Source organism: Ensifer sp. ENS06, assembly GCF_014852205.1.
GTDB lineage: Bacteria > Pseudomonadota > Alphaproteobacteria > Rhizobiales > Rhizobiaceae > Ensifer > Ensifer adhaerens.
The window spans coordinates 1,375,763-1,401,098 of the sequence record NZ_JACVBC010000001.1; the positions used below are offsets into that span (position 1 = coordinate 1,375,763).

General features: G+C 61.4%; 24 protein-coding genes and 3 tRNA genes. 26 read left to right on the forward strand and 1 reads right to left on the reverse strand.

Annotated features, from left to right (window positions below; translation table 11 throughout):
- Positions 1 to 13 precede the first annotated feature (13 nt).
- Entirely contained in the window at positions 14 to 412 is a 399-nt protein-coding gene (locus tag IB279_RS06780; RefSeq protein ID WP_034803594.1) for a cupin domain-containing protein, read from the forward strand.
- Positions 413 to 637: 225 nt separating this feature from the next.
- Here the strand turns inward: IB279_RS06780 and IB279_RS06785 are convergent.
- Positions 638 to 713 (reverse strand) — tRNA-Val (locus IB279_RS06785).
- Between the two features lie 458 nt (positions 714 to 1,171).
- On the opposite strand from IB279_RS06785, the gene IB279_RS06790 reads away from it, so the two are divergent.
- The 25 genes from IB279_RS06790 (at position 1,172) to IB279_RS06910 (ending at position 25,189) form a co-directional block, all read left to right on the forward strand.
- Positions 1,172 to 1,248, forward strand: a tRNA-Asp gene (locus IB279_RS06790).
- Between the two features lie 76 nt (positions 1,249 to 1,324).
- Positions 1,325 to 1,401, forward strand: a tRNA-Asp gene (locus tag IB279_RS06795).
- Positions 1,402 to 1,700: 299 nt separating this feature from the next.
- On the forward strand, positions 1,701 to 2,066 hold the full coding sequence (locus IB279_RS06800) for an NADH-quinone oxidoreductase subunit A (protein WP_034803593.1): 366 nt from the start codon (positions 1,701 to 1,703) through the stop codon (positions 2,064 to 2,066).
- Positions 2,057 to 2,635, forward strand: coding sequence for an NADH-quinone oxidoreductase subunit B family protein (locus IB279_RS06805; protein ID WP_034803591.1), 579 nt, complete (start codon positions 2,057 to 2,059; stop codon positions 2,633 to 2,635). Before IB279_RS06800 ends, IB279_RS06805 begins: the two co-directional genes overlap by 10 nt.
- Positions 2,636 to 2,653: 18 nt before the next feature.
- The gene (locus tag IB279_RS06810; protein ID WP_034803588.1) at positions 2,654 to 3,259 is read left to right on the forward strand and encodes an NADH-quinone oxidoreductase subunit C; all 606 of its coding nucleotides are present in this window, start codon (positions 2,654 to 2,656) and stop codon (positions 3,257 to 3,259) included.
- A gap of 57 nt (positions 3,260 to 3,316) precedes the next feature.
- Positions 3,317 to 4,507: an NADH-quinone oxidoreductase subunit D gene (locus IB279_RS06815; protein WP_060522193.1), complete on the forward strand. Its 1,191-nt coding sequence runs from the start codon at positions 3,317 to 3,319 to the stop codon at positions 4,505 to 4,507.
- Complete coding sequence (locus tag IB279_RS06820; RefSeq protein ID WP_034803583.1) at positions 4,507 to 4,764, forward strand: hypothetical protein; 258 nt, start codon at positions 4,507 to 4,509, stop codon at positions 4,762 to 4,764. Before IB279_RS06815 ends, IB279_RS06820 begins: the two co-directional genes overlap by 1 nt.
- A gap of 16 nt (positions 4,765 to 4,780) precedes the next feature.
- Positions 4,781 to 5,911 carry an NADH-quinone oxidoreductase subunit E gene (locus IB279_RS06825; protein WP_113188303.1) on the forward strand — a complete coding sequence of 377 codons (1,131 nt, stop codon included), beginning with the start codon at positions 4,781 to 4,783 and terminating at the stop codon, positions 5,909 to 5,911.
- An 11-nt stretch (positions 5,912 to 5,922) separates the two neighbouring features.
- Positions 5,923 to 7,227 carry an NADH-quinone oxidoreductase subunit NuoF gene (gene nuoF / locus IB279_RS06830; RefSeq protein WP_057252325.1) on the forward strand — a complete coding sequence of 435 codons (1,305 nt, stop codon included), beginning with the start codon at positions 5,923 to 5,925 and terminating at the stop codon, positions 7,225 to 7,227.
- Positions 7,228 to 7,234: 7 nt separating this feature from the next.
- A complete protein-coding gene (locus IB279_RS06835) occupies positions 7,235 to 7,885 on the forward strand; it encodes an NADH:ubiquinone oxidoreductase (protein ID WP_060606597.1) in 651 nt (216 codons plus the stop codon).
- 109 nt (positions 7,886 to 7,994) lie between these two features.
- Positions 7,995 to 10,076: an NADH-quinone oxidoreductase subunit NuoG gene (gene nuoG / locus IB279_RS06840; protein WP_113188304.1), complete on the forward strand. Its 2,082-nt coding sequence runs from the start codon at positions 7,995 to 7,997 to the stop codon at positions 10,074 to 10,076.
- A 20-nt stretch (positions 10,077 to 10,096) separates the two neighbouring features.
- Positions 10,097 to 11,140 carry an NADH-quinone oxidoreductase subunit NuoH gene (nuoH, locus tag IB279_RS06845; RefSeq protein ID WP_034803570.1) on the forward strand — a complete coding sequence of 348 codons (1,044 nt, stop codon included), beginning with the start codon at positions 10,097 to 10,099 and terminating at the stop codon, positions 11,138 to 11,140.
- 64 nt (positions 11,141 to 11,204) lie between these two features.
- Positions 11,205 to 11,696: an NADH-quinone oxidoreductase subunit NuoI gene (gene nuoI / locus IB279_RS06850; protein ID WP_025426590.1), complete on the forward strand. Its 492-nt coding sequence runs from the start codon at positions 11,205 to 11,207 to the stop codon at positions 11,694 to 11,696.
- 138 nt (positions 11,697 to 11,834) lie between these two features.
- Positions 11,835 to 12,449: an NADH-quinone oxidoreductase subunit J gene (locus IB279_RS06855; protein ID WP_034804235.1), complete on the forward strand. Its 615-nt coding sequence runs from the start codon at positions 11,835 to 11,837 to the stop codon at positions 12,447 to 12,449.
- A gap of 27 nt (positions 12,450 to 12,476) precedes the next feature.
- The gene (gene nuoK / locus IB279_RS06860; RefSeq protein ID WP_034803568.1) at positions 12,477 to 12,785 is read left to right on the forward strand and encodes an NADH-quinone oxidoreductase subunit NuoK; all 309 of its coding nucleotides are present in this window, start codon (positions 12,477 to 12,479) and stop codon (positions 12,783 to 12,785) included.
- Positions 12,786 to 12,792: 7 nt separating this feature from the next.
- A complete protein-coding gene (nuoL, locus tag IB279_RS06865; protein WP_113188305.1) occupies positions 12,793 to 14,787 on the forward strand; it encodes an NADH-quinone oxidoreductase subunit L in 1,995 nt (664 codons plus the stop codon).
- Positions 14,787 to 16,298, forward strand: a complete 1,512-nt coding sequence (locus tag IB279_RS06870) for an NADH-quinone oxidoreductase subunit M (protein WP_060522197.1) — start codon at positions 14,787 to 14,789, stop codon at positions 16,296 to 16,298. Before nuoL ends, IB279_RS06870 begins: the two co-directional genes overlap by 1 nt.
- Before the next feature lie 19 nt (positions 16,299 to 16,317).
- Complete coding sequence (gene nuoN / locus IB279_RS06875) at positions 16,318 to 17,760, forward strand: NADH-quinone oxidoreductase subunit NuoN (protein WP_034803562.1); 1,443 nt, start codon at positions 16,318 to 16,320, stop codon at positions 17,758 to 17,760.
- Positions 17,760 to 18,524, forward strand: coding sequence for a biotin--[acetyl-CoA-carboxylase] ligase (locus IB279_RS06880; protein ID WP_162727209.1), 765 nt, complete (start codon positions 17,760 to 17,762; stop codon positions 18,522 to 18,524). The genes nuoN and IB279_RS06880 overlap by 1 nt, the downstream gene beginning before the upstream one ends.
- Before the next feature lie 25 nt (positions 18,525 to 18,549).
- Complete coding sequence (locus IB279_RS06885) at positions 18,550 to 20,217, forward strand: ribonuclease J (protein ID WP_060580866.1); 1,668 nt, start codon at positions 18,550 to 18,552, stop codon at positions 20,215 to 20,217.
- Between the two features lie 57 nt (positions 20,218 to 20,274).
- On the forward strand, positions 20,275 to 20,679 hold the full coding sequence (mce, locus tag IB279_RS06890; protein ID WP_034803559.1) for a methylmalonyl-CoA epimerase: 405 nt from the start codon (positions 20,275 to 20,277) through the stop codon (positions 20,677 to 20,679).
- A 130-nt stretch (positions 20,680 to 20,809) separates the two neighbouring features.
- On the forward strand, positions 20,810 to 21,079 hold the full coding sequence (locus IB279_RS06895) for a DUF1467 family protein (protein ID WP_034803557.1): 270 nt from the start codon (positions 20,810 to 20,812) through the stop codon (positions 21,077 to 21,079).
- 748 nt (positions 21,080 to 21,827) lie between these two features.
- The gene (proS, locus tag IB279_RS06900; protein ID WP_113188306.1) at positions 21,828 to 23,156 is read left to right on the forward strand and encodes a proline--tRNA ligase; all 1,329 of its coding nucleotides are present in this window, start codon (positions 21,828 to 21,830) and stop codon (positions 23,154 to 23,156) included.
- Positions 23,157 to 23,175: 19 nt separating this feature from the next.
- A complete protein-coding gene (locus IB279_RS06905) occupies positions 23,176 to 24,486 on the forward strand; it encodes a lipoprotein-releasing ABC transporter permease subunit (RefSeq protein ID WP_113188307.1) in 1,311 nt (436 codons plus the stop codon).
- A gap of 16 nt (positions 24,487 to 24,502) precedes the next feature.
- Positions 24,503 to 25,189, forward strand: a complete 687-nt coding sequence (locus IB279_RS06910) for an ABC transporter ATP-binding protein (protein WP_034786709.1) — start codon at positions 24,503 to 24,505, stop codon at positions 25,187 to 25,189.
- The last annotated feature ends 147 nt before the right edge of the window (positions 25,190 to 25,336 follow it).

A 25,336-nucleotide genomic window follows, 5' to 3' on the forward strand; every position in this document is an offset into this window, starting at 1 on the left:
GGAGGAACGAGATATGGACATCATACCCGGTGGATCGAGACCTTCGATGCGCGCCCCGGCGGAATACTTCACCGGCACGGTACGCCAGGACCCGGTGATCGAGGCCGCAGACCCGGCGCGCGTCCGCGCTGTCAGCGTCACCTTCGAGCCCGGCGCTCGGACGGCCTGGCATACGCACCCGCTCGGCCAGACCCTGGTTGTCACCGCCGGCCGTGGTCTCGTGCAAAGCTGGGGTGGCCCTGTGCAAGAGATTCGTATGGGCGATGTCGTCTGGTTCCCGCCGGGCGAAAAGCACTGGCACGGTGCAGCACCCGATACGGCCATGGTGCATCTTGCGATTCAGGAAGCGCTCGACGGCAAGGCTGTGGATTGGCTGGAGCATGTCAGCGACGAGCAGTATCGCGGCGGGTAGCACCGGTGGGCCTATCGATACGTTGGGATTTGGCGGGTTTGCTGCTCCGGCGAGGCTGACGGTGGCGGGTATCGCGATCGAGGCCGTCGAATCCCTGATTCCCGACCGTTGACGGCTGAGCTCTAAAGCCAAAGCAATTCGAAGCGGCAGGCCTATCGCAAACGGCACGCGATAACGCGAACAGCAATTTGAGCAGATTTGGTGATGATTTTCTGTGGGAGAAAATGGTGGGCGATGAGAGACTCGAACTCCCGACATCCTCGGTGTAAACGAGGCGCTCTACCAACTGAGCTAATCGCCCTTCCGCGTTTGGACCGGATCAGTCCGCCGCGTCGGTGGCCGTGATCTAGGCGTAACCGAAAAAAACCGCAAGAGCATTTGTATCGTTTTTATGATTTTTTTTGTTGGCGGTTGCGCGACACCCTGAAACTGCGGGCTTCGTGCTTGTGGACAAAATGCGCGGACGGTGCCTCGGTAACGGCGAACGGGGGAGGGAGGGGAGGCAATCCGGAATCAGCCTCCGTGTACGCGCATCGACGAGTGCGTGTTGGGATAGGTGACGACGGGCCGGTGGCGGCAGGCGCCATTGGTCCATTCCGATTTCGATCCTTTTATCGCCCTGTGGATCAATTTTCACTCCGTCACGGATTTGTCTTCAAACACGCTTGACACCCCAATCCGAACCGCTTAGTTAGCCGCTCATCGAACGGCGCTGCTGCTCGATGCGGGGCGGAAACGCCTCAACCAAGTCAAGATGATGCGGGTGTAGCTCAGTCGGTTAGAGTGCCGGCCTGTCACGCCGGAGGTCGCGGGTTCGAGCCCCGTCACTCGCGCCACTCTTGATCTGGATTTGCCTAGGTGTTCTCAACGAGGGCCGATGGTGGTACTAATGACCGTTCGCGGTCATCATGCGCGGGTGTAGCTCAGTCGGTTAGAGTGCCGGCCTGTCACGCCGGAGGTCGCGGGTTCGAGCCCCGTCACTCGCGCCATTTCTTCTCTCCGTCCTTACTGCGAATTGCGTCGGCCCTGGGGCCGGATTGTGCGCTGCGGCAATCTGTCTCGTCTCGCTTTGTTTTACCGTAAAGTTCGCGTCGGCCTGCGAATCCGCGCTTTGTCGGTATCACCCGTCCGATCCTGTGTTGCGAAGCGGTTTAAATGGCCCCTCAAGGCTTGCGCGACGGCGCGGGCTGCGCTAACCACTCCGGCGTTGCAACATATTTTTCGGCCTGCGAGATTTGTTGTTCTGGCGCTCTCCCATGCGCCCTCCCGCAGGCAGGGACGGATAACAATGACTGAACTTCTCGGTTCCTACGTTCCGATCGCGATTTTCATTGGAATCGCATTGGTGATCGGTGTGGCGCTTCTGATTGCTCCCTTCGCCGTCGCCTTCAAGGCTCCTGATTCGGAAAAGCTGTCGGCCTACGAGTGCGGCTTCAATGCGTTCGACGACGCCCGCATGAAGTTCGACATCCGCTTCTATCTCGTGTCGATCCTCTTCATCATCTTCGACCTCGAAGTTGCCTTCCTCTTTCCTTGGGCGGTTTCGTTCCATGAATTGGGCTGGTTCGGCTTCTGGTCGATGATGGTGTTCCTCGGTGTGCTGACGATCGGCTTTATCTATGAATGGAAGAAGGGAGCGCTGGAATGGAACTGACCTCCGGCACCACGCTCGTTGCGCCCAAGCCGAAAGGGATCATCGATCCCTCCACCGGCAAGCCGATTGGCAGCAATGATGCATTCTTCGGCGAGATCAACAATGAGCTCGCCGACAAGGGTTTTCTGGTCACCTCGACCGACGAGCTCATCAATTGGGCCCGTACCGGTTCGCTGATGTGGATGACCTTCGGTCTCGCCTGCTGCGCGGTCGAAATGATGCAGATGTCGATGCCGCGCTACGACGCCGAACGCTTCGGTTTTGCGCCGCGCGCCTCGCCGCGCCAGTCCGACGTCATGATCGTCGCCGGCACGCTGACCAACAAGATGGCGCCTGCGCTCCGCAAGGTCTATGACCAGATGCCGGAGCCGCGTTACGTCATCTCGATGGGTTCGTGCGCCAATGGCGGCGGCTACTACCACTATTCCTATTCGGTTGTTCGCGGTTGCGACCGCGTCGTTCCCGTCGACATCTACGTGCCAGGCTGTCCTCCCACGGCAGAAGCGCTGCTTTACGGCGTGCTCCTGCTGCAGAAGAAGATCCGCCGGACCGGCACGATCGAGCGCTAAGGGCAGGGGATCTTTGATATGAGTGAAGCCCTGAATGAGCTTGCGTCCTACCTGCGCGAAACGCGCGGTGCGCTGATCTCCGACGCATCGCTGGCCTATGGCGAGCTGACGCTGACGACGACGTCGGCGAACCTGATCGCGCTGCTTACGTTCCTTCGTGACGATGTGCAGTGCGCCTTCGTCAATTTCGTCGATGTCTGCGGCGTCGACTGGCCGCAGCGGCCGGACCGTTTCGACGTTGTCTATCATCTCTTGTCGCCGCGCCAGAACCTGCGCGTGCGCGTCAAGGTCGCAACCGGCGAGAACGAGCCGGTTCCGTCGGCAACGCCGGTCTATCCCGGTGCCGACTGGTTCGAGCGCGAAGCCTACGATATGTACGGCATCCTGTTTACCGGCCATCCTGACCTGCGTCGCATCCTGACGGACTACGGTTTCGAAGGACATCCGCTGCGCAAGGACTTCCCGGTCACCGGTTTTGTCGAGGTGCGTTACGATGACGAAGCAAAGCGCGTCGTCTACGAACCCGTCGAACTGAAGCAGGAATTCCGCAACTTCGACTTCCTCTCTCCCTGGGAAGGCACGGACTACGTGCTGCCCGGCGACGAGAAGGCGAAAGCACGGTGAGACTAAGTGGTCCGCGGTAGCCGGTGAACGGCTGCCGTCCGACCTGGAGCAATCGGTATGACCGAACATAACGTCCGCAACTTCAACATCAACTTTGGTCCGCAGCATCCGGCGGCGCACGGCGTTCTTCGTCTGGTGCTCGAGCTTGATGGCGAAATCGTCGAGCGCGTCGATCCGCATATCGGCCTGCTGCATCGCGGTACCGAAAAGCTGATCGAGACCAAGACCTACCTGCAGGCCGTGCCCTATTTCGACCGCCTCGACTACGTGGCGCCGATGAACCAGGAGCATGCCTACGCGCTGGCGATCGAGAAGCTGACGGCGACCGAAGTTCCGATCCGCGGCCAGCTCATCCGCGTCCTCTATTCGGAAATCGGCCGCATCCTCTCGCATCTTCTGAACGTCACGACTCAGGCCATGGACGTCGGCGCGCTGACGCCGCCGCTCTGGGGCTTTGAAGAGCGCGAAAAGCTGATGGTGTTCTACGAGCGTGCCTGCGGCGCGCGCATGCACTCGGCCTACTTCCGTCCGGGCGGCGTCCATCAGGACCTGCCGCACGAACTCGTCGAAGACATCGGCAAGTGGATCGATCCGTTCCTGAAGACCGTCGACGACATCGACGAACTCTTGACCGGCAACCGCATCTTCAAGCAGCGCAACGTCGACATTGGCGTCGTCAAGCTCGACGATGCCTGGGCCTGGGGCTTCTCGGGCGTGATGGTGCGTGGCTCGGGCGCTGCCTGGGACCTGCGTCGTTCGCAGCCCTACGAGTGCTATTCGGATCTCGAGTTCGATATCCCGATCGGCAAGAACGGCGACTGCTTCGACCGTTATCTGATCCGTATGATCGAAATGCGCCAGTCGGCTCGCATCATGCGCCAGTGCGTCGATCGTCTGCTCGGCGATGCCAAGGTCGGTCCGGTTTCGTCGCTCGACGGCAAGATCGTTCCGCCGAAGCGCGGCGAGATGAAGCGTTCGATGGAAGCGCTCATCCACCACTTCAAGCTCTATACCGAAGGCTACCACGTGCCGGCCGGCGAAGTTTACGCCGCCGTCGAAGCGCCGAAGGGCGAATTCGGCGTCTATCTCGTCTCCGACGGCACCAACAAGCCCTATCGCTGCAAGATCCGTGCCCCAGGTTATGCGCATCTGCAGGCGATGGATTTCCTCTGTCGGGGACACCAGCTTGCCGACGTTTCGGCCGTGCTGGGCTCCCTCGATATCGTGTTCGGTGAGGTGGACCGCTGATGCGTCTCGCGCCCCTGGCCACGCTCGCTCTTCTCGCGCTTGCATCGACCGTTTCTGCGCAGGAGCAGGTCGAAAGCGGCGCGACGTCGGGCGGCATGCGCGGGGGCTCGATGGCCGATCTCGTTGCCAAGGGCTACGAGATCAAGGCCGCGGTCGCCAATGGCACGCGCTACATCGTATTTTTGCAGAAAGACCAGTCAGCCTATGCCTGTGAGTTCGTCTCGGTGACGAAATCGCGGTGCGGTTCGATTAACTGATAAGGTGTCCACTAGAATGTCCGTTCGTCGACTAGCCGAAGACACCGTCCAGCCAGCGAGCTTTGCCTTCAGCAAGGAGAACGCCGCCTGGGCGAAGGAAACGATCAATAAGTACCCCAAGGGTCGTGAGCAGTCTGCCGTCATCCCGTTGTTGATGCGCGCTCAGGACCAGGACGGCTGGGTCACGAAGGCCGCCATCGAGTCGATCGCGGACATGCTCGGCATGCCGTACATCCGCGCGCTCGAAGTTGCGACCTTCTACACCCAGTTCCAGTTGAAGCCGGTCGGCACGCGCGCCCACATCCAGGTTTGCGGTACGACGCCCTGCATGCTGCGTGGTGCCGAAGACCTGATCAAGGTTTGCAAGAGCAAGATTGCCCATGATCCCTTCACCCTGAACGAGAGTGGCACGCTTTCCTGGGAAGAAGTCGAATGTCAGGGCGCCTGCGTCAACGCGCCGATGGTCATGATCTTCAAGGACACCTTCGAAGACCTGACGCCCGAGCAGCTCGAGCAGATCATCGACCGTTTCGAAGCAGGCAAGGGTGCTGAAGTCACCCCCGGTCCGCAGATCGATCGCATCTATTCGGCTCCGGAAGGCGGCCCGACGACCCTCATGCTTGCGGATGCGGCTCCGGCCAAGGCTGCGGCCAGCGCCGCCAAGAAGGTGAGCGATGCTCCGGCCGTCTCCGTGCCGCCGTCGAATGCCGGCCGCGCCAAGACCGCGTCGGCCGTGACCGACGCATCGCTGAAGACCCCGGCGACGGCAAAGGCGGAAGCCGCTGCCAACGCCAAGGTGGAAGGCGACACTGTCGACAAGTCGAAGCCGGCCAAGGCTGCTGCCGTCTCCGGCAAGCCGTCGCTGGAGGACAAGAACCGTCCGGCCGGCATCGAGAAGCCGGAAGCGACCGACGACCTCAAGCTGATCTCGGGCGTCGGTCCGAAGATCGAGGGTACGCTCAACGAACTGGGCATCTACACCTACGCGCAAGTTGCTTCGTGGAAGAAGGCGGAGCGCGAGTGGGTCGACGGATACCTGAATTTCAAGGGCCGCATCGAACGCGACGACTGGGTCAAGCAGGCCAAGGCGCTCGCCAAGGGCGGCGAAGCCGAATACATCAAGGTCTTCGGCAAGAAGCCGCGGTAAAGAGGTGAATTATGCTCAGAGATGAAGACCGCATCTTTACCAATATCTACGGCCTCAAGGACAAGTCCCTGAAGGGCGCCATGGCGCGCGGCCACTGGGACGGCACCAAGCAGCTGCTCGAAAAGGGCCGTGACTGGATCGTCAACGAAGTGAAGGCTTCCGGCCTTCGCGGTCGTGGCGGCGCCGGCTTCCCGACGGGCCTCAAGTGGTCCTTCATGCCGAAGGAAAGCGACGGCCGTCCGCATTACCTCGTCGTCAATGCCGACGAGTCCGAGCCCGGCACCTGCAAGGACCGTGACATCATGCGTCACGATCCGCATACGCTGATCGAAGGCTGCGTCATCGCCAGCTTCGCCATGGGTGCCCATGTCGCCTACATCTACGTCCGCGGCGAATTCGTTCGCGAGCGCGAGGCGCTGCAGGCGGCGATCGACGAGTGCTACGCCTATGGCCTGCTCGGCAAGAACAACAAGCTCGGCTACGACATCGACATCTACGTGCACCATGGTGCCGGCGCCTACATCTGTGGCGAAGAGACGGCGCTGCTCGAAAGCCTTGAAGGCAAGAAAGGCCAGCCGCGCCTGAAGCCGCCGTTCCCGGCCAACATGGGCCTCTACGGCTGCCCGACGACCGTCAACAACGTCGAGTCGATCGCGGTCACCCCGACCATCCTGCGCCGCGGCGCCGGCTGGTACACGAGCTTCGGCCGGCCGAACAACCACGGCACCAAGCTCTATTCGGTCTCCGGTCACGTCAACCGCCCGTGCACGGTCGAAGACGCGATGTCGATCCCGTTCCATGAGCTGATCGAAAAGCACTGTGGCGGCATCCGCGGCGGCTGGGACAACCTGCTTGCCGTCATTCCCGGCGGTTCGTCCGTTCCTTGCGTGCCCGGCGCGCAGATGAAGGACGCGATCATGGATTTCGACGGTCTGCGCGAGGTCGGTTCCAGTCTTGGAACCGCCGCCGTCATCGTGATGGACAGGTCGACCGACATCATCAAGGCGATCTGGCGTCTCTCGGCCTTCTACAAGCACGAGAGCTGCGGTCAGTGCACGCCGTGCCGCGAAGGCACCGGCTGGATGATGCGCGTCATGGAACGCATGGTTCAGGGCCGCGCCCAGAAGCGCGAAATCGACATGCTGTTCGACGTCACCAAGCAGGTGGAAGGCCACACGATCTGCGCCCTCGGCGACGCAGCTGCCTGGCCGATTCAGGGCCTGATCAAGCATTTCCGTCCGGAAATGGAAAAGCGCATCGACGAATATACGCGCAATGCGTCGTCGCATGGCGCGGTTCTGGAAGCGGCGGAGTAACCCGACGATGGCCGGCGCACGCGAAGAGGGACAGATGAAGGGACAGGCCGAAGCAGGCATTCCGTTCGCACGTCCGCTTGGCGGCGATCCGGCCGACCCGTTCGGCATGGGCGAATGGATGAAGGGCCTTTCACAGGTGCCGCTGCATCCGCTGATGGTTCACCCGGCAGCCGCAGTTGCAGCAGCGACCGCGATCGGCTTCGGTCTCACGACCCAGATTGCAGGCGCCATGATCGGCGCGATGCAAGGGGCCGTCGAGGCGGCGCAGAAGCGGGCAGAGCCCGCAGCGTCTGACACGACGACTGCCGTTGTCGCAAAGACAGTGCAGGCCGACGCAAAGCCGGAACCGGTCGCCAAGCCGTCCGCGCCTGCCAAGCGCGCAGCCGCAAAGCCGGTGGTCGAGAAGGTTGCCACTCAAAAGGTGGTCAAGGTTCGCGCGACGCGCGCCAAGGCGAAAGCCGCCGACGACCTCAAGCGGATCTCCGGCATCGGCCCGAAGCTCGAGCAGGTGCTGAACGCGAAGGGCATCAGCGGCTTTGCCGACATCGCCGGTTGGAGCGAGGCGGATGTCGCCCGCTTCGACGACGAACTCGGTTTCGGCGGGCGGATCAAGCGGGACGATTGGGTTGGACAGGCCAAGGCGCTGAAAGGCGCTTGAGACAACAGGGCGGGGACCGGGGACGGCCATCGCCCGCAAGCAGCAAGGCTGTGTTGGAATTGTGCGTCGCCGATGGGCCGACGGACGGAAGACAGGATTGAGTACGAAGATGGCAAAGCTGAAAGTCGACGGAAAAGAGATCGAGGTACCGGATCATTTCACGCTGCTTCAGGCGTGCGAAGAGGCCGGGGCTGAAGTTCCGCGCTTCTGTTTCCACGAGCGGCTTTCGGTCGCCGGCAACTGCCGCATGTGTCTGATCGAGGTGAAGGGAGGGCCGCCCAAGCCCGCCGCTTCCTGCGCCATGGGCGTGCGCGACCTCCGTCCGGGCCCGAACGGCGAAGCGCCGGAAGTCTTCACGACCACGCCGATGGTCAAGAAGGCGCGCGAAGGCGTGATGGAATTCCTGCTGATCAACCATCCGCTCGACTGCCCGATCTGTGACCAGGGCGGCGAATGCGACTTGCAGGACCAGGCCATGGCCTTCGGTATCGACAGCTCGCGCTACCAGGAAAACAAGCGCGCCGTCGAAGACAAGTATATCGGCCCGCTCGTCAAGACCGTGATGAACCGCTGCATTCACTGCACGCGCTGCGTTCGCTTCACGACCGAAGTTGCCGGCATTGCCGAACTTGGCCTGATCGGCCGCGGCGAAGACGCCGAGATCACCACCTATCTCGAGCAGGCGATGACCTCCGAGCTGCAGGGCAACGTCGTTGACCTCTGCCCGGTCGGTGCGCTGACCTCGAAGCCGTTTGCCTTCACCGCCCGTCCGTGGGAGCTGAACAAGACCGAATCCATCGACGTGATGGACGCGCTCGGTTCGGCGATCCGCGTCGATACCCGCGGCCGCGAAGTCATGCGCATTATGCCGCGCGTCAATGAGGACATCAACGAAGAGTGGATCTCCGACAAGAGCCGCTTCATCTGGGATGGCCTGAAGACGCAGCGCCTCGATCGTCCATACGTCAAGAAGGACGGCCGTCTGCAGCCGGCAACGTGGGGCGAAGCCTTCCAGGCGGTCAAGGCTGCCGTCGCCCAGACTTCCGGCGACAAGATCGGCGCCATTGCCGGCGACCTCGCTTCGGTCGAAGAAATGTACGCGCTGAAGCAGCTGATCGCAGCGCTCGGCTCCGAGAGTGTCGACTGCCGCCAGGATGGTGCCGCACTCGACCCGTCGCTCGGCCGCTCCAGCTACCTCTTCAACCCGACGATCGCTGGCATCGAAAGCGCTGACGCGCTGCTGATCATCGGCTCCAATCCGCGCTTTGAGGCTTCGGTTCTCAACGCTCGCATCCGCAAGCGCTACCGCATGGGCAACTTCCCGATCGCCGTGATCGGCGAGCCGGGCGAACTGCGTTACGAATACGAGTATCTCGGCGCCGGCACCGAAACGCTCGCCGAGCTCGTCTCGGGCAAGGGCAAGTTTGCAGCGACCTTGAAGAAGGCGCAGCGCCCGATGATCCTCATCGGCCAGGGTGCTGTTGCAGGGGAGGGCGGCGCTGCCGTTCTTTCTGCCGCCGCCAAGCTCGCAGGCGCTGTCGGTGCGGTTACCGCCGAGTGGAACGGTTTTGCCGTTCTTCACACGGCCGCTTCCCGCGTCGGTGGTCTCGACCTCGGCTTCGTTCCGGGCGCGAACGGCAAGACGGCGGCCGAGATGGTCACCGCCTCCGAAGTTCTCTTCCTGCTCGGCGCCGACGAGATCGACCTTGCGGAACGCAAGTCCGGCTTCACGGTTTATATCGGCTCGCACGGCGACAACGGCGCACATGCCGCCGACATCATCCTGCCGGGCGCGACCTACACCGAAAAGTCCGGCACCTGGGTCAACACCGAAGGCCGCGTTCAGGTCGGCAACCGCGCCGGCTTCGCACCGGGCGACGCACGCGAGGACTGGGCGATCATCCGCGCGCTCTCCGACGTGCTCGGCAAGAAGCTGCCCTTTGATTCGCTTGGCGAATTGCGCTCGAAGCTCTATGCGGCCCACCCGCATTTCGCCGATATCGACGCGATCGCGAACGGCAACGGCGACGAAATTGCCGCACTTGGTCAAAAAGCCGGTGAGATGGGCAAATCCGTGTTTGCGTCTCCGGTCAAAGACTTCTATTTGACGAACCCGATAGCGCGCGCATCCGCCGTCATGGCCGAATGCTCGGCTTTGGCACGCAACAATTTCAAAGCTGCGGCGGAATGAGCGCGAGGGAATAGAGTATCATGGACGCTTTCGTTTCGACCTATGTCTGGCCCGCGATCATCATGGTCGCCCAGTCGCTGCTGCTCCTGGTCGCGCTGCTGCTTTTCATCGCCTACATCCTGCTCGCAGACCGTAAGATCTGGGCTGCAGTTCAGCTCCGCCGTGGTCCGAATGTGGTGGGCCCCTGGGGACTTTTCCAGTCCTTCGCCGACCTTTTGAAGTTCGTCTTCAAGGAGCCGGTTATCCCGGCCGGCGCCAACAAGGCGATCTTTCTGCTAGCCCCGCTCGTCTCCGTGACGCTGGCGCTCGCCGCTTGGGCCGTGATCCCGCTCAACGCCGGCTGGGTGATCGCGAACATCAACGTCGGCATCCTCTTCGTGTTCGCCATATCTTCTCTCGAAGTTTATGGCATCATCATGGGCGGCTGGGCGTCGAACTCCAAATATCCCTTCCTCGGCGCGCTTCGCTCCGCAGCTCAGATGGTCTCCTACGAAGTCTCGATCGGCTTCGTTATCGTCACCGTCCTGCTCTGCGTCGGCTCGCTGAACCTGACGGACATCGTCAACGCGCAGTCGAGCGGCATCGGCACCAACCTCGGCCTGCCGGCGTCGTTCCTCGACTGGCATTGGCTGGCGCTGTTCCCGATGTTCATCGTGTTCTTCATTTCGGCGCTGGCCGAAACGAACCGCCCGCCTTTCGACCTTCCCGAAGCGGAATCCGAACTCGTCGCCGGCTTCATGGTCGAGTACGGCTCCACGCCTTACATGATGTTCATGCTCGGCGAATATGCCGCCATCTGCCTGATGTGCGCGCTGACGACGATCCTGTTCCTCGGTGGCTGGCTGCCTCCGGTGGACGTCTGGTTCCTCAACTGGGTACCCGGCATCATCTGGTTCGTGCTGAAGGCATCCTTCGTGTTCTTCATGTTCGCGATGGTGAAGGCCTTCGTGCCGCGTTACCGCTACGACCAGCTGATGCGTCTTGGCTGGAAGGTTTTCCTGCCGATCTCTCTCGCAATGGTCGTGATCACTGCGTTCGTTCTCAAGCTGACGGGAGCCGCATGACGATGGCTCACGTTTGGCAGCATACCGCCGGTCGCTCCCAGGCCGGCAACTCTGGAGGTAAATGATGGCCGGTCTTTCGCAAGCCGTCAGCTCGCTGTTCCTGAAGGAATTCGTCGGCGCGTTCTTTCTGTCGATGCGCTATTTCTTCAAGCCGAAGGCGACGTTGAACTACCCCTTCGAAAAGGGACCGGTCAGCCCGCGCTTCCGCGGCGAGCATGCGCTGCGCCGTTATCCGAACGGTGAAGAGCGTTGCATCGCCTGCAAGCTGTGCGAGGCGATCTGTCCTGCACAGGCCATCACCATCGAAGCCGGCCCGCGCCGCAACGACGGCACACGCCGTACGGTTCGCTACGACATCGACATGGTGAAGTGCATCTATTGCGGTTTCTGCCAGGAAGCCTGTCCGGTCGATGCCATCGTCGAGGGCCCGAACTTCGAGTTCGCCACCGAGACGCGCGAAGAGCTTTACTACGACAAGGACAAGCTCCTCGCCAACGGCGACCGTTGGGAACGGGAAATCGCACGCAACATCGCAATGGACTCGCCCTATCGCTGAGGCCAGAGCGTAGCGCCGCCCCGGGGAGGGCGGTGCATGTGACATAGGTTTGGGCAACGGCCGGACGCGTGTCCGGCTTTGCCTGTGGAGTGGGGCCAGAAGCGCCTCACGCCGTGCAAGACGAAGAAGGCACCGATCATGGGTCTGCAGGTTCTTTTTTTCTATCTCTTTGCCTTCATCGCGGTGGCGTCGGCATTCATGGTCATTGCGGCCAGGAACCCGGTTTATTCGGTTCTGTTCCTGATCCTGACCTTCTTTAACGCGGCAGGTCTGTTCCTGCTGACTGGCGCCGAATTCCTCGCGATGATCCTGCTGGTCGTTTATGTCGGCGCGGTCGCGGTGCTGTTCCTGTTCGTGGTTATGATGCTCGACATCGACTTCGCGGAACTGCGGGCCGGCGTGCTTGAATATGCGCCGGTGGGCGCGCTGATCGGTCTGATCCTTGCAGCCGAGCTCATCATCGTGGTTGGCGGTGCGACGTTCTCGCCCGAGATCGCCAAGTCGATTTCGATGCCGATCCCGGCGGTCGCCGACCGCACGAACACGGCAGCGCTCGGCGACGTGCTTTACACGCACTACGTCTACTTCTTCCAGATCGCCGGCCTGGTCCTGCTCGTCGCCATGATCGGCGCGATCGTGCTGACCCTGCGCCACCGCGAAAACATCAAGCGCCAGAACATCCCGCAGCAGGTTGCCCGCACGCCCGAGACCGCCGTCGAAGTGGTCACGGTCAAGCCCGGCCAGGGCATTTAAGTCGGACGCGAGATCGAGGAACAAAAAATGGAAATCGGAATTTCCCACTATCTCACCGTCAGCGCCATCCTGTTCACGCTGGGCGTCTTCGGCATCTTCCTGAACCGGAAGAACGTCATCGTCATCCTGATGTCGGTCGAACTCATTCTTCTTGCGGTCAACATCAACATGGTCGCCTTCTCGGCGTTCCTGAATGACATCACTGGCCAGGTCTTTGCCCTGTTCATCCTGACCGTCGCGGCTGCGGAAGCGGCTATCGGACTTGCAATTCTCGTCGTCTTCTACCGCAACCGCGGCTCGATCGCTGTTGAAGACGTCAACATGATGAAGGGCTGATTGGGCTATGGATACCATCATCAAGGCTATCGTCTTCCTGCCTTTGATCGGCTTTCTGATCGCCGGCCTCTTCGGTAGTTCGATCGGCGCCAAGGCATCGGAATATGTCACCAGCGGTCTGATGATCATTGCCGCTGCGCTCTCCTGGTACGTCTTCTTCGACGTCGCCATGGGCCACCAGGAAATGATCAAGGTTTCGGTGCTGCGCTGGATCCAGTCCGGCACCTTCGATGTCGAATGGGCGTTCCGCGTCGATACGCTGACCTCGGTCATGTTCGTGGTCGTCAACACGGTGTCGACCCTCGTGCATGTCTATTCGATCGGCTACATGCACCACGATCCGCATCGTCCGCGCTTCTTTGCCTATCTGTCGCTCTTCACCTTCGCGATGTTGATGCTCATCACGTCGGACAACCTGGTGCAGATGTTCTTCGGCTGGGAAGGCGTGGGTCTTGCGTCCTACCTGCTCATCGGCTTCTGGTACAAGAAGCCGTCGGCCAACGCTGCTGCGATGAAGGCCTTCATCGTCAACCGCGTCGGTGACTTCGGGTTCGCGCTCGGTATCTTCCTGGTCTTCGTGCTGTTCGGCTCGGTCAACCTGGAAACGATCTTCGCTGCCGCCAAGACCTATCTGCCGGCCGAAGGTGCGGGAGCAGGGGAGGCCGTCGTCACCCTGTTCGGCATGCACCTCGACAAGGCTGATGCCATCACCGCCGCATCCCTGCTGCTCTTCATGGGCGCGATGGGCAAGTCGGCGCAGTTCCTGCTGCACACCTGGCTTCCGGACGCCATGGAAGGCCCGACCCCGGTTTCGGCTCTCATTCATGCCGCGACCATGGTTACCGCCGGCGTCTTCCTCGTCGCCCGCATGTCGCCGGTGTTCGAGCTGTCGCCGGATGCGCTGACCGTCGTCACCATCATCGGCGCGATCACCGCCTTCTTCGCGGCGACCGTCGGCCTCGTCCAGAACGACATCAAGCGCGTCATCGCCTATTCGACCTGCTCGCAGCTCGGGTACATGTTCGTGGCCCTCGGCGTCGGTGCCTATGGCGCGGCGATCTTCCACCTGTTCACGCACGCCTTCTTCAAGGCTCTGCTGTTCTTGGGTGCCGGTTCGGTCATCCACGCCGTCGATGGCGAGCAGGACATGCGTTACATGGGCGGTCTCCGGAAGCACATTCCGGTTACCTACTGGATGATGTTCATCGGCACGATCGCACTGACCGGCGTCGGCATCCCTGGGACGATCATCGGTACCGCGGGCTTCTTCTCGAAGGACGCGATCATCGAGTCCGCCTATGCCGCCCATAGCTCGGTTTCCGGTTTCGCCTATGCGCTGCTCGTTGTCGCTGCACTCTTCACCAGCTTCTATTCGTGGCGCCTGACCTTCATGACCTTCCATGGCAAGCCGCGCGCTTCCTCGGATGTCATGCATCACGTCCACGAATCGCCGCAGGTCATGCTGGTGCCGCTCTATATCCTTGGCGTCGGTGCGCTGGTCGCCGGCTTCATCTTCCACGATCACTTCTTCGGCGAAGGCTATGCCGAATTCTGGAAGGGTGCGCTGTTCACCTCGGCGGAAAACGAAATCCTGCATGAGTACCACCACGTGCCGAAGTGGGTTAAGTGGAGCCCGTTTGCTGCCATGGCGATTGGCCTCTTCACGGCCTGGTACATGTATATCCGCCGGCCGGAACTGCCGAAGTATCTGGCAGAGCAGCACCGTGGCCTCTACCAGTTCCTGCTCAATAAGTGGTACTTCGACGAGCTCTATGACTTCCTGTTCGTGCGCTCGGCCAAGTGGCTCGGCACCTTCCTGTGGAAGGAAGGCGACGGTCGCGTGATCGACGGCTACGGCCCGAACGGCATTGCCGCACGTGTGCTCAACGTTACTGACCGCGTTGTCCGCCTGCAGACTGGTTACCTCTATCACTACGCGTTTGCGATGCTGATCGGCATTGCCGCGCTTGTTACTTGGATGATGTTCAGGAGTTCCTTCTGATGACCGATTGGCCCGTACTTTCCGCGGTCACCTTCATGCCGCTCGTCGGCGTCCTGCTTCTCTTGCTCACAAGGGAAGACAGCGCCTACGGCCGCCGGAATATCCTGAACGTTTCGCTGCTGACGACGATCTTCACCTTCGCCGTGTCGGTCTACATCTGGTACCAGTTCGATTCTTCGAACCCAGGCTTCCAGATGATCGAGAAGCATGAGTGGCTCGGCACCGGCATTTCCTACCATCTCGGTGTCGATGGCATCTCGATGCTGTTCGTTGTGCTCTCGGCCTTCCTCATGCCGTTCTGCGTACTGGCGAGCTGGCTGTCGATCGAGAAGCGGCTGAAGGCCTACATGATCGCGTTCCTGGTTCTGGAAACGTTCATGATCGGCGTCTTCGTGTCGCTCGATATCGTGCTGTTCTACGTGTTCTTCGAAGCCGGTCTCATCCCGATGTTCCTCATCATCGGTGTCTGGGGCGGCAAGGACCGCGTTTACGCCAGCTACAAGTTCTTCCTCTATACGCTGCTCGGCTCAGTGCTGATGCTGCTCGCGATCATGGCGATGTACTGGCAGGCCGGTACGACCGACATCACGCAGCTACTGGCCTATAACTTCCCGCGCCAGATGCAGACTTGGCTGTGGCTCGCCTTCTTCGCCTCCTTTGCGGTGAAGATGCCGATGTGGCCGGTCCACACCTGGCTTCCCGACGCACACGTTCAGGCGCCGACGGCGGGCTCGGTCATTCTGGCCGGCGTCTTGCTGAAGCTCGGCGGTTACGGCTTCCTGCGCTTCTCGCTGCCGATGTTCCCGCTGGCCTCAGATTACTTCGCGCCGTTCGTCTTCACGCTTTCGGTCGTCGCCATCATCTACACCTCGCTGGTGGCGCTGATGCAGACCGACATCAAGAAGCTGATCGCCTATTCGTCCGTTGCGCACATGGGCTACGTGACGATGGGTATCTTTGCCGCCAACGTTCAGGGCGTGCAGGGTGCGATCTTCCAGATGCTGTCGCACGGCATCGTCTCCGGCGCGCTCTTCCTTTGCGTCGGCGTTGTCTACGACCGCCTGCACACCCGCGAAATCGCCGCCTATGGCGGCCTCGTCAACAACATGCCGAAATACGCCGTCGCCTTCATGGTGTTCACCATGGCGAACGTCGGCCTGCCGGGCACGTCCAGCTTCGTCGGCGAAGTCCTGACCCTCGTCGGTGCCTTCCGTGCCAACACCTGGGTTGCGCTCTTTGCCACCTCCGGCGTGATCCTGTCGGCCGCCTATGCGCTCTGGCTCTATCGCCGGGTCGTGTTCGGCGCGCTGGAAAAAGAAAGCCTGAAGGCGTTGCTCGACCTGTCGCCGCGCGAAAAGGCCATCCTTTATCCGCTGGTGATCCTGACGATCTTCTTCGGCGTCTATCCGGCACCGATCTTCGATGCGACCGCGGCCTCCGTGGATCTGCTCGTCAACAACTACTCCGCAGCCCTGCAGGCAGCGCAAAACGTTGCGCTTTCGGTGCAATGACCACAGGACGTGATTGGACATGACTGCTGAAACCCTCCTTGCAAGCCTGCAACTCTCGATCCCCGAGCTGATCCTCGCGGTCGGCGCGATGGCGTTGCTGATGATTGGCGTGTTTTCCGGCGAGAAGTCGGCGTCGACGGTCACCGGTCTTGCGGTTGCCCTCCTGATCATCGCTGGCCTCTGGCTCGTGCTTAAGACCGGTGAAGGCGAAGCCTATGGCGGCGCCTTCCTGTCGGACCCCTTCGCCAAGTTCATGAAGGTTCTGGCCCTGATCGGCTCCATCACCGCCCTGGTGATGACGGTCGGCCATGCGCGCTCCGCCCAGATTGACCGTTTCGAGTTCCCAGTGCTTCTGGTGCTGGCAACGCTCGGCATGCTCTTGATGATCTCGGCCAACGACCTGATCTCGCTCTACCTGTCGCTGGAACTGCAGTCGCTGGCCCTTTATGTCGTCGCTGCCATCAACCGAGACAGCATCCGCTCGACGGAAGCCGGCCTGAAGTACTTCGTCCTCGGTGCGCTTTCTTCGGGCATGCTGCTTTACGGCATGTCGCTGATCTACGGCTTCACCGGCCACACCGGCTTTACCCAGATCGCGGCTGCGCTGACGGCTGAAGGCCGCTCGCTCGGCCTGATCTTCGGTCTGGTCTTCGTACTCGCCGGCCTAGCCTTCAAGATCTCGGCCGTGCCGTTCCACATGTGGACGCCTGACGTTTATGAAGGCGCGCCGACGCCGGTCACCGCCTTCTTTGCGGCGGCACCGAAGGTCGCCGCCATGGCGATCCTCGTTCGCATCGTCATCAACGCCTTCGAGCCTGTCGTTGCTGACTGGCAGCAGATCATCGTCTTCATCTCGATCGCATCGATGCTGCTCGGTGCCTTCGCGGCGATCGGCCAGAAGAACATCAAGCGCCTGATGGCCTATTCCTCGATCGGCCACATGGGCTACGCGCTGGTCGGCCTTGCTGCCGGCTCCATGGCTGGTGTTCGCGGCGTGCTGCTCTACATGCTCATCTACATGGTCATGACGCTTGGCACCTTCGCCTGCATCCTGGCGATGCGCCGCAAGGAAGGCGAAAACGTCGAGAACGTCGACGATCTCGCCGGTCTCTCTCAGACCAACCCCTTCATGGCGACGGTGCTGACCGTCCTGATGTTCTCGCTCGCCGGCATCCCGCCGATGGCAGGCTTCTTCGGGAAGTACTTCGTCTTCATGGCGGCCATCGAAGCCCAGCTCTATGCGCTCGCCATCATCGGCGTTCTCGCATCCGTCGTCGGCGCTTACTACTACCTGCGCGTCATCAAGGTGATGTGGTTCGACGATGCCAAGGGCGAGTTCGCCCGTACCGCCGGCGAACTGCGGCTGGTGTTCGGTCTCTCGGGCCTGTTCGTTCTCGGATACGTGCTCATCGGCGGCCCGCTCGGAAACGCCGCTGAAGTCGCGGCGCGGACTTTCTTTTGATCGCCTTTGAAAGCGGCGGCCGGATCTCGCTCGACGATTTCCGGCACGTCGCTCTCGATGCGGTCGGGTCGACCAACAGTGAATGCCTGGCGCGTGCGCGCCAGGGTGACCCGGGCAATCTCTGGGTCACGGCCATCAGGCAGACCGGCGGGCGCGGACGTCGCGGCCGGGCATGGTTCTCCGAACCGGGCAATCTCTACGCTTCGCTTCTCCTCATCGAGCCGGCACCGGTCGAGCACCTGCACTCTTTGCCGCTTGCTGTCGCCGTCGCCGTTCACAGGGCGATCCGCCAGGTGATGCCGCCGGGTTCGGCGCCGGTGGAGATCAAGTGGCCGAACGACATCCTGATCGACGGCAAGAAGACCTGCGGTATCCTGCTTGAAGGCGAAAGCCTCCCGGACGGGCGCCGGGCGCTGGTCATCGGTTGCGGCATCAACATCGCGGTCCAGCCGGATGAAGGGCTCTATCCCGTGACGTCGCTGGCCAACGAAGGTGCGTCGGTTTCGCCCGACGAACTGTTTGCGCGCCTGTTCCTGACGATGGCGGAGACCCTGCAGGTTTGGGATCGGGGCGCCGGTATCGCCACGACGATCGAACAATGGCGGGCAGCAGCCCGCGGCATCGGTGAAACGATAACCGTGAACCTGCCGGACCGGTCGCTTTCAGGGCGCTTTGCCGGTATTGATGAGGCCGGACGGCTGGTGCTCGACACCGGCAACGGCATGACGCAGGCGATTGCCGCCGGCGACGTATTTTTCGGATAAATTTGGAACAGGGGCGCAACACGACATGGCGCAAGAAGAAGAATTGGTGTTCTTGCCGCTCGGCGGCGTCGGCGAAATCGGCATGAATCTTGGCCTGTACGGCTACGGACGGCCGGGCAGCCGCCAGTGGATCATGGTCGATTGCGGTGTGACTTTCCCGGGGCCAGAGCTCCCGGGGGTCGACCTCGTGCTCCCCGATATCGGCTTTCTCGCCGAAGAGCGCCGCAATCTCAAGGCGATCATAATCACCCATGCGCACGAGGACCACTATGGCGGTCTGAACGACCTGTGGCCCGGTCTCAATGTGCCGGTCTATGCCTCGCCGTTCACGGCAGGCATGCTCGAAGCCAAGCGGGACTTCGAGAAGAGCCGGGGCGAGATCCCCATCACGATCTTCAAGCAGGGCGACCGTATCAATGTCGGCCCCTTCGAGATTGAGGCCGTCGGCGTCAACCACTCGATCCCCGAGCCAATGTCGCTGATCATTCGCACGCCGGTCGGCACTGTGGTTCATACCGGCGACTGGAAGATCGACCTTCACCCGTCGCTCGGACCGTTGACCGACGAGACACGCTTCCGCCAGATCGGCGATGAAGGTGTGCTTGCGCTCGTCTGCGATTCCACCAATGCGATGCGCGACGGCGTTTCGCCGTCGGAGCAGGAGGTTTCCGAAAGCCTGACGAAGATCATCGCCAACGCTGAAGGTCGGGTGGCGATCACGACGTTTTCCTCGAATGTCGGGCGCATCCGCTCGATCGCCGAAGCGGCGGAAGAGGCCGGCAGGGATGTGCTCCTGCTCGGCAGTTCGATGAAGCGGGTCGTCGCCGTCGCTACGGATCTTGGGCTGATGGAAGGCATCAAACCTTTCCTCGCCGAAGACGAGTTCGGCTACGTGCCGCGCGACAAGGTCGTGGTCATCCTGACTGGCAGCCAGGGCGAGCCGCGGGCTGCCCTTGCCAAGATCGCCCGTGACGAGATGCGAAATGTCGCCTTCTCGGCTGGCGACACGGTCGTGTTTTCCTCACGCACGATCCCGGGCAACGAAAAGGCGATCAACGACATCAAGAACGGCCTGGTGGAACAGGGCATCCACATCATCACCGACAGCGAGGCGCTGGTGCACGTATCCGGCCACCCGCGTCGCACCGAGCTGCAGCAGATGTACCAGTGGCTGCGGCCGCAGATCCTCGTACCTGTTCATGGCGAGGCGGCGCATCTGACGGCGCATGGCGAACTGGGCCGGCAGTCCGGCATCGCCAGCGTTCCGCGTCTCAGGAACGGCGAAATGCTGCGTCTTGCGCCAGGTCCCGCCGAAGTGATCGACGAAGCGCCCCATGGCCGCATCTACAAGGACGGCAGCCTCATCGGCGATTTCGAGGAGATGGGCATCGGCGAACGCCGCAAGCTCTCCTTCGCCGGCCATGTCGCCGTCAACGTCGTTCTCGACAGCCGCTACGATTTCCTGGGCGACCCGGATATCGTCGCGATCGGCTTGCCGGAGTTCGACGACGAGGGCGAGGACATGGAGGACACGCTCTATGACGCCATTCTTGGCGCCGTCGAGAGCATTCCGCGGGCAAAGCGCAAGGATCTGGCAATGCTGCAGGAGGCGGTCCGCCGCGCCGTGCGCAGCACCGCGAACCAGATCTGGGGCAAGAAGCCGATCGTCACGGTGTTTGTCACCAAAGTCTGATTGGCCGGTCGCCCGTGACCATGTAAGCGGAACCGGACGTCAAAGCGGGAGATCGCAATGCTTGGAAGAGTGAACCACATCGCCATCGCAGTGCCGGATCTTCACTCCGCCGCCGAAAGCTATCGCTCGACGCTCGGCGCCTCCGTCACCGAGCCACAGGCGTTGCCCGAACACGGCGTCACCGTCGTGTTCGTCACGCTTGCAAACACCAAGGTCGAGCTGCTTGAGCCGCTCGGCGAGGGCTCACCGATTGCCGCTTTCCTGGCGAAGAACCCTTCGGGCGGGATGCATCACATCTGCTACGAGGTAGAGAACATCCTGTCGGCGCGCGACGCGTTGCGCGCCGCCGGAGCGCGAGTGTTGGGCGATGGCGAGCCGAAGATCGGCGCCCATGGCAAGCCGGTGCTCTTCCTGCATCCCAAGGATTTTCAGGGTACGCTGATCGAACTCGAAGAGGTGTGACAGTAGATCGCGCGATGCCGGTTTGTGCGATCGGGCGGTCAGCGCTATAAGGCGGACGGAATGTCGCGGAAGTCGCGGCGAAACGCGGGTTGCTCGCTGTCTTGCCGATCGCCTTCACCGGGAGCTTGAAATGCCGCTTTTTTCGACCTTTGCCATCTACTTCATCATCTGGTGGATCACGCTCTTTGCCGTGCTGCCCCTCGGCGTGCGCACTCAGGCTGAAGAAAACAGCGTCGTTCCGGGGAGTGTCGAGAGCGCCCCGGCGAAGTTCAACGCCAAGCGTGTTGTGCTTTTGACGACGGTGATTGCGGCCGTCATTCAACTTGCCTGGTATATCCTGTCCGTCAGGCTCGGCTACGGCATAGATTCCATTCCGCGTTTCTACCCAAAATTTGATTGATAAGTTCATCGCGGCCGCCGCGTGAGCCGGTCGCTCTCAATGCGACATGTTCTGTGCAATTTGATGGGCACATCTGTGCCTTGACGGAGCCTGCGCGCATGCCCGCGGGCAAAACCCGGGCAATTGCAGGATTGACCGCCGTGAAATTGACATAGTTCAATTTTGCGAGGTGCTTCGCGCGTCTGTCTCTTGCTGAAAAGCAAAAAAAAACAAGGCTAAAAGCCTTGTTTTTCAAGTTTCGCGTGATCTTTAATCCGTTTCCGGCGGCAGCGACGAATCGCGCCTAAGATCTTATCCTCCCAAGACTTGACCGCGAAAGTCGGCAAGAATTTAGTCTTCATGCCTGTTTTGTGAGCCGAAACTAGCCCAAACATTGGGCTCTGTCATCCTGTTTTTTTGCATTTTTGCTACAGTCGGGTAAAATATTCCCGTTGACAATTACTGTCGTAATCTTGTTACTAGCGTGCTCTTTTGACGCAGGAGCGGCGTCGAGTTCCCCCTGAAAATCCGTGGATGCTTTCTCTGTCCGTGACAACGGAGAGCAGGGTTTTCTTCCGCCGGCGAAGCAGCTATGAACGCAAGGCTCCTAAAGGTTCCTGCCGGCTTTGCCGGTGATGGAAAATGGAGAGCCCGACCCGAGAAGCAGCGGTCGCCTTTACCAATCAAAAGGTGAAGCCGGCATCTCGCTCAACGTCATTTCGCCCGAATCCGCCGATAGTGCGACGTTCATCAAGTTCTGGAACCCGTCATGCGCCTGTCCCGCTTTTTTATGCCCATCCTGAAGGAAAATCCCAAGGAAGCGGAAATCGTTTCCCACCGCCTCATGCTGCGCACGGGCATGGTCCGGCAGCAGTCTTCGGGCATCTATACCTGGCTGCCACTGGGCAAGCGGGTTCTCGACAAGGTCAACGCGGTCATCCGCGAGGAGCAGAACCGCTCCGGCGCGATCGAGCTTCTGATGCCGACCCTCCAGTCTGCCGAGTTGTGGCAGGAAAGCGGTCGCTACGACGCCTACGGCAAGGAAATGCTGCGTATCAAGGACCGGCAGGACCGGCCGATGCTCTACGGCCCGACGAACGAGGAAATGATCACGGACGTCTTCCGTTCCTACGTGAAGTCCTACCGCGACCTGCCGCTCAACCTCTACCACATCCAGCTGAAGTTCCGTGACGAGATCCGTCCGCGCTTCGGCACCATGCGCTCGCGCGAATTCCTGATGAAGGACGCCTATTCCTTCGATCTCGATCGGGAAGGGGCCGAACACGCCTATAACCGGATGTTTGCCGCTTACTTGCGCACCTTCGCGCGCATGGGCCTTCGCGCCATTCCGATGCGCGCCGATACCGGCCCGATCGGCGGCAATCTCAGCCACGAATTCATCATTCTTGCCGATACCGGCGAGTCCGAAGTCTTCTGCCATAAGGATTTCCTCGGCTTCGATATTCCGGGCGAAGACACGAATTTCGATGACGTTACCGGCCTGAAGACGATTTTCGACAAGTGGACCTCGCGTTATGCGGCGACGTCGGAAATGCACGACGAGGCAGCCTTCAACGCGGTTGCCGAGGGCGACCGACTGTCGGCCCGCGGCATCGAAGTCGGCCACATCTTCTATTTCGGCACCAAGTACTCCGAAGCCATGGGCGCCAAGGTTCTCGGCCCCGACGGCAAGGAGCATGCAGTGCACATGGGCTCCTATGGCATCGGTCCGACCCGTCTGGTGCCGGCGATCATCGAAGCCTCGCATGACGACAACGGCATCATCTGGCCGAAGTCGATCGCGCCGTTCGATGGCGTCATCATCAACATGAAAGCGGGCGATGCCGCTTGCGACGGCGCCTGCGAGACGCTCTATTCCGAACTCGGCAAGGCTGGATTCGAGGCGCTGCTCGACGACAGGGACGACCGCGCCGGTGCGAAGTTCGCGACGGCGGATCTGATCGGCGTTCCGGTCCAGATCATCGTCGGACCGCGTTCGATCGCCAATGGCGAAGTCGAGGTCAAGGACCGCAAGACCGGCGAGCGCGAGACGATGACCGTCGAAGCGGCGATCAACAAGCTGATCGCAACGAAGTGACGAGGCGAGGGAAGGCAGGATGACCGCCGTGACCGAAGATCGGGTGCAGGCCGCAGAGCGGCCTGAAAAGTCCTCCAGCCGACCCTTTTCCGCCTTCGAGCGTATGGTGGCGTGGCGCTACCTTCGCTCCAGACGCAAGGAAGCCTTCATCTCTGTCATCGCCGGTTTCTCCTTCATCGGCATCATGCTCGGGGTGGCGACGCTGATCATCGTCATGGCCGTCATGAACGGCTTCCGCACCGAGCTCATCTCCCGCATTCTCGGCATTAACGGCCACATGATCGTCCAGCCGATCGATGGTCCGCTCAACAATTATCCGGAACTGGCGACCAAATTTTCGGGCGTCAAAGGCGTCACCATGGCGATCCCGATGGTCGAAGGCCAGGTTCTGGCGCAAGGGGTCGGTGACAGTTCGACCGGCGCGCTGGTGCGCGGTATCCGCGCCGACGACCTGAGCAAGATGAAGTCGGTTTCTGACCACATCCAGTCCGGCGATCTCGTCGGCTTTGCCTCTGGCTCTGGCGTCGCTATCGGTTCGCGCATGGCCGAGCAGCTTGGCATAACGGTCGGCGGAACGATTACGCTGACCTCGCCCAACGGCGACGTGACACCGCTCGGCATGAACCCGCGTGTGAAGGCCTATACCGTCTCGGCGATCTACGAGATCGGCATGTCGGAATATGATTCAACAATCATCTTCATGCCGCTTGAAGAGGCACAGCTGTTCTTCAACGCCGAGGGACTGGTTCAGTCGATCGAGATCTTCGTCGAACATCCAGATGTCGTCGAGGAGTTGCGCCAGCCGATCGAGGACGCGGCCGGACGGCAGATCTTCATCACCGACTGGCGCGACCGCAACAAGACCTTCTTCTCCGCGCTCCAGGTGGAGCGCAACGTGATGTTCATGATCCTGACGCTGATCGTGCTGGTCGCGGCGCTCAACATCATCTCCGGCCTGATCATGTTGGTGAAGGACAAGGGCAGCGACATCGCGATCTTAAGGACCATGGGCGCGACCTCGGGCTCTGTCATGCGCATCTTCTTCATGACCGGGGCTGCCATCGGCGTCGCCGGAACGGTCGCGGGCGTGGCGCTCGGCGTCGTCGTCTGCCTCAACATCGAATCCATCCGACAGTTCTTCTCCTGGATCTCCGGAACGACGCTGTTTAGCCCTGAGCTTTATTTCCTCAGCCAGCTTCCGGCCGACATGAACGCAGACGAGACTGCACTCGTCATCGTCATGGCGCTGACCCTTTCCTTCCTCGCCACGATCTTTCCGGCCTGGCGCGCCTCGCGCCTCGATCCGGTGCAGGCCCTGCGTTACGAATGACAAGGACATCACCTCAATGAATGCGCGCGTGGCACTGCAGCTTTCCGGCGTCGAACGACACTATGGGGAAGGCGAGACGTTCCTTTCCATCCTCAAGGGTGCTGACTTCACGCTGAGAAGCGGCGAGACCGTGGCGCTGGTCGCGCCGTCAGGGACCGGAAAATCGACGCTGCTGCATGTGGCGGGTCTGCTGGAGCGCCCCGATAGCGGCGAGGTGCTGGTCAACGGGGTGTCCTGCGGCGGGCTCAACGACGATCGGCGCACGGCGATCCGTCGCAACGAGATCGGTTTCGTCTACCAGTTCCACCACCTGTTGCCTGAGTTCTCGGCACTCGAGAACATCATGATGCCGCAGTTGATCGCCGGTCTGCCCAAGGCGGAAGCCGCGGAGCGGGCTGGGGCGTTGCTCGACTATATGCGCATCGGCCACCGCGCCGATCACCGCCCGGCGGAACTTTCCGGCGGCGAGCAGCAGCGCGTTGCGATTGCGCGCGCCGTTGCCAACGCGCCACTCGTTCTCCTTGCCGACGAACCGACAGGCAATCTCGATCCGGAGACCGCCGGTTATGTCTTCGAGGCGCTGGAAGCGCTGGCACGGCAGTCGGGCCTCGCGGCATTGATCGCGACGCACAATCACGAGCTCGCCGGACTGATGGATCGGCGGGTGACGATCGAAGACGGCAAGGTCGTCGAGATGAAGTGAGTGTGCCGGAGGGCGGATGCGACGACCACTCGGACGCCGCCACGTCAGCCTGCCTTTCGCTGGCGCACCTACAGTCTCTCGACGTAAATCTAGACCGCCCTCGATGATTGTCGAAGCGGTGATCGACAAGCTGGTCGCAACGAAGTG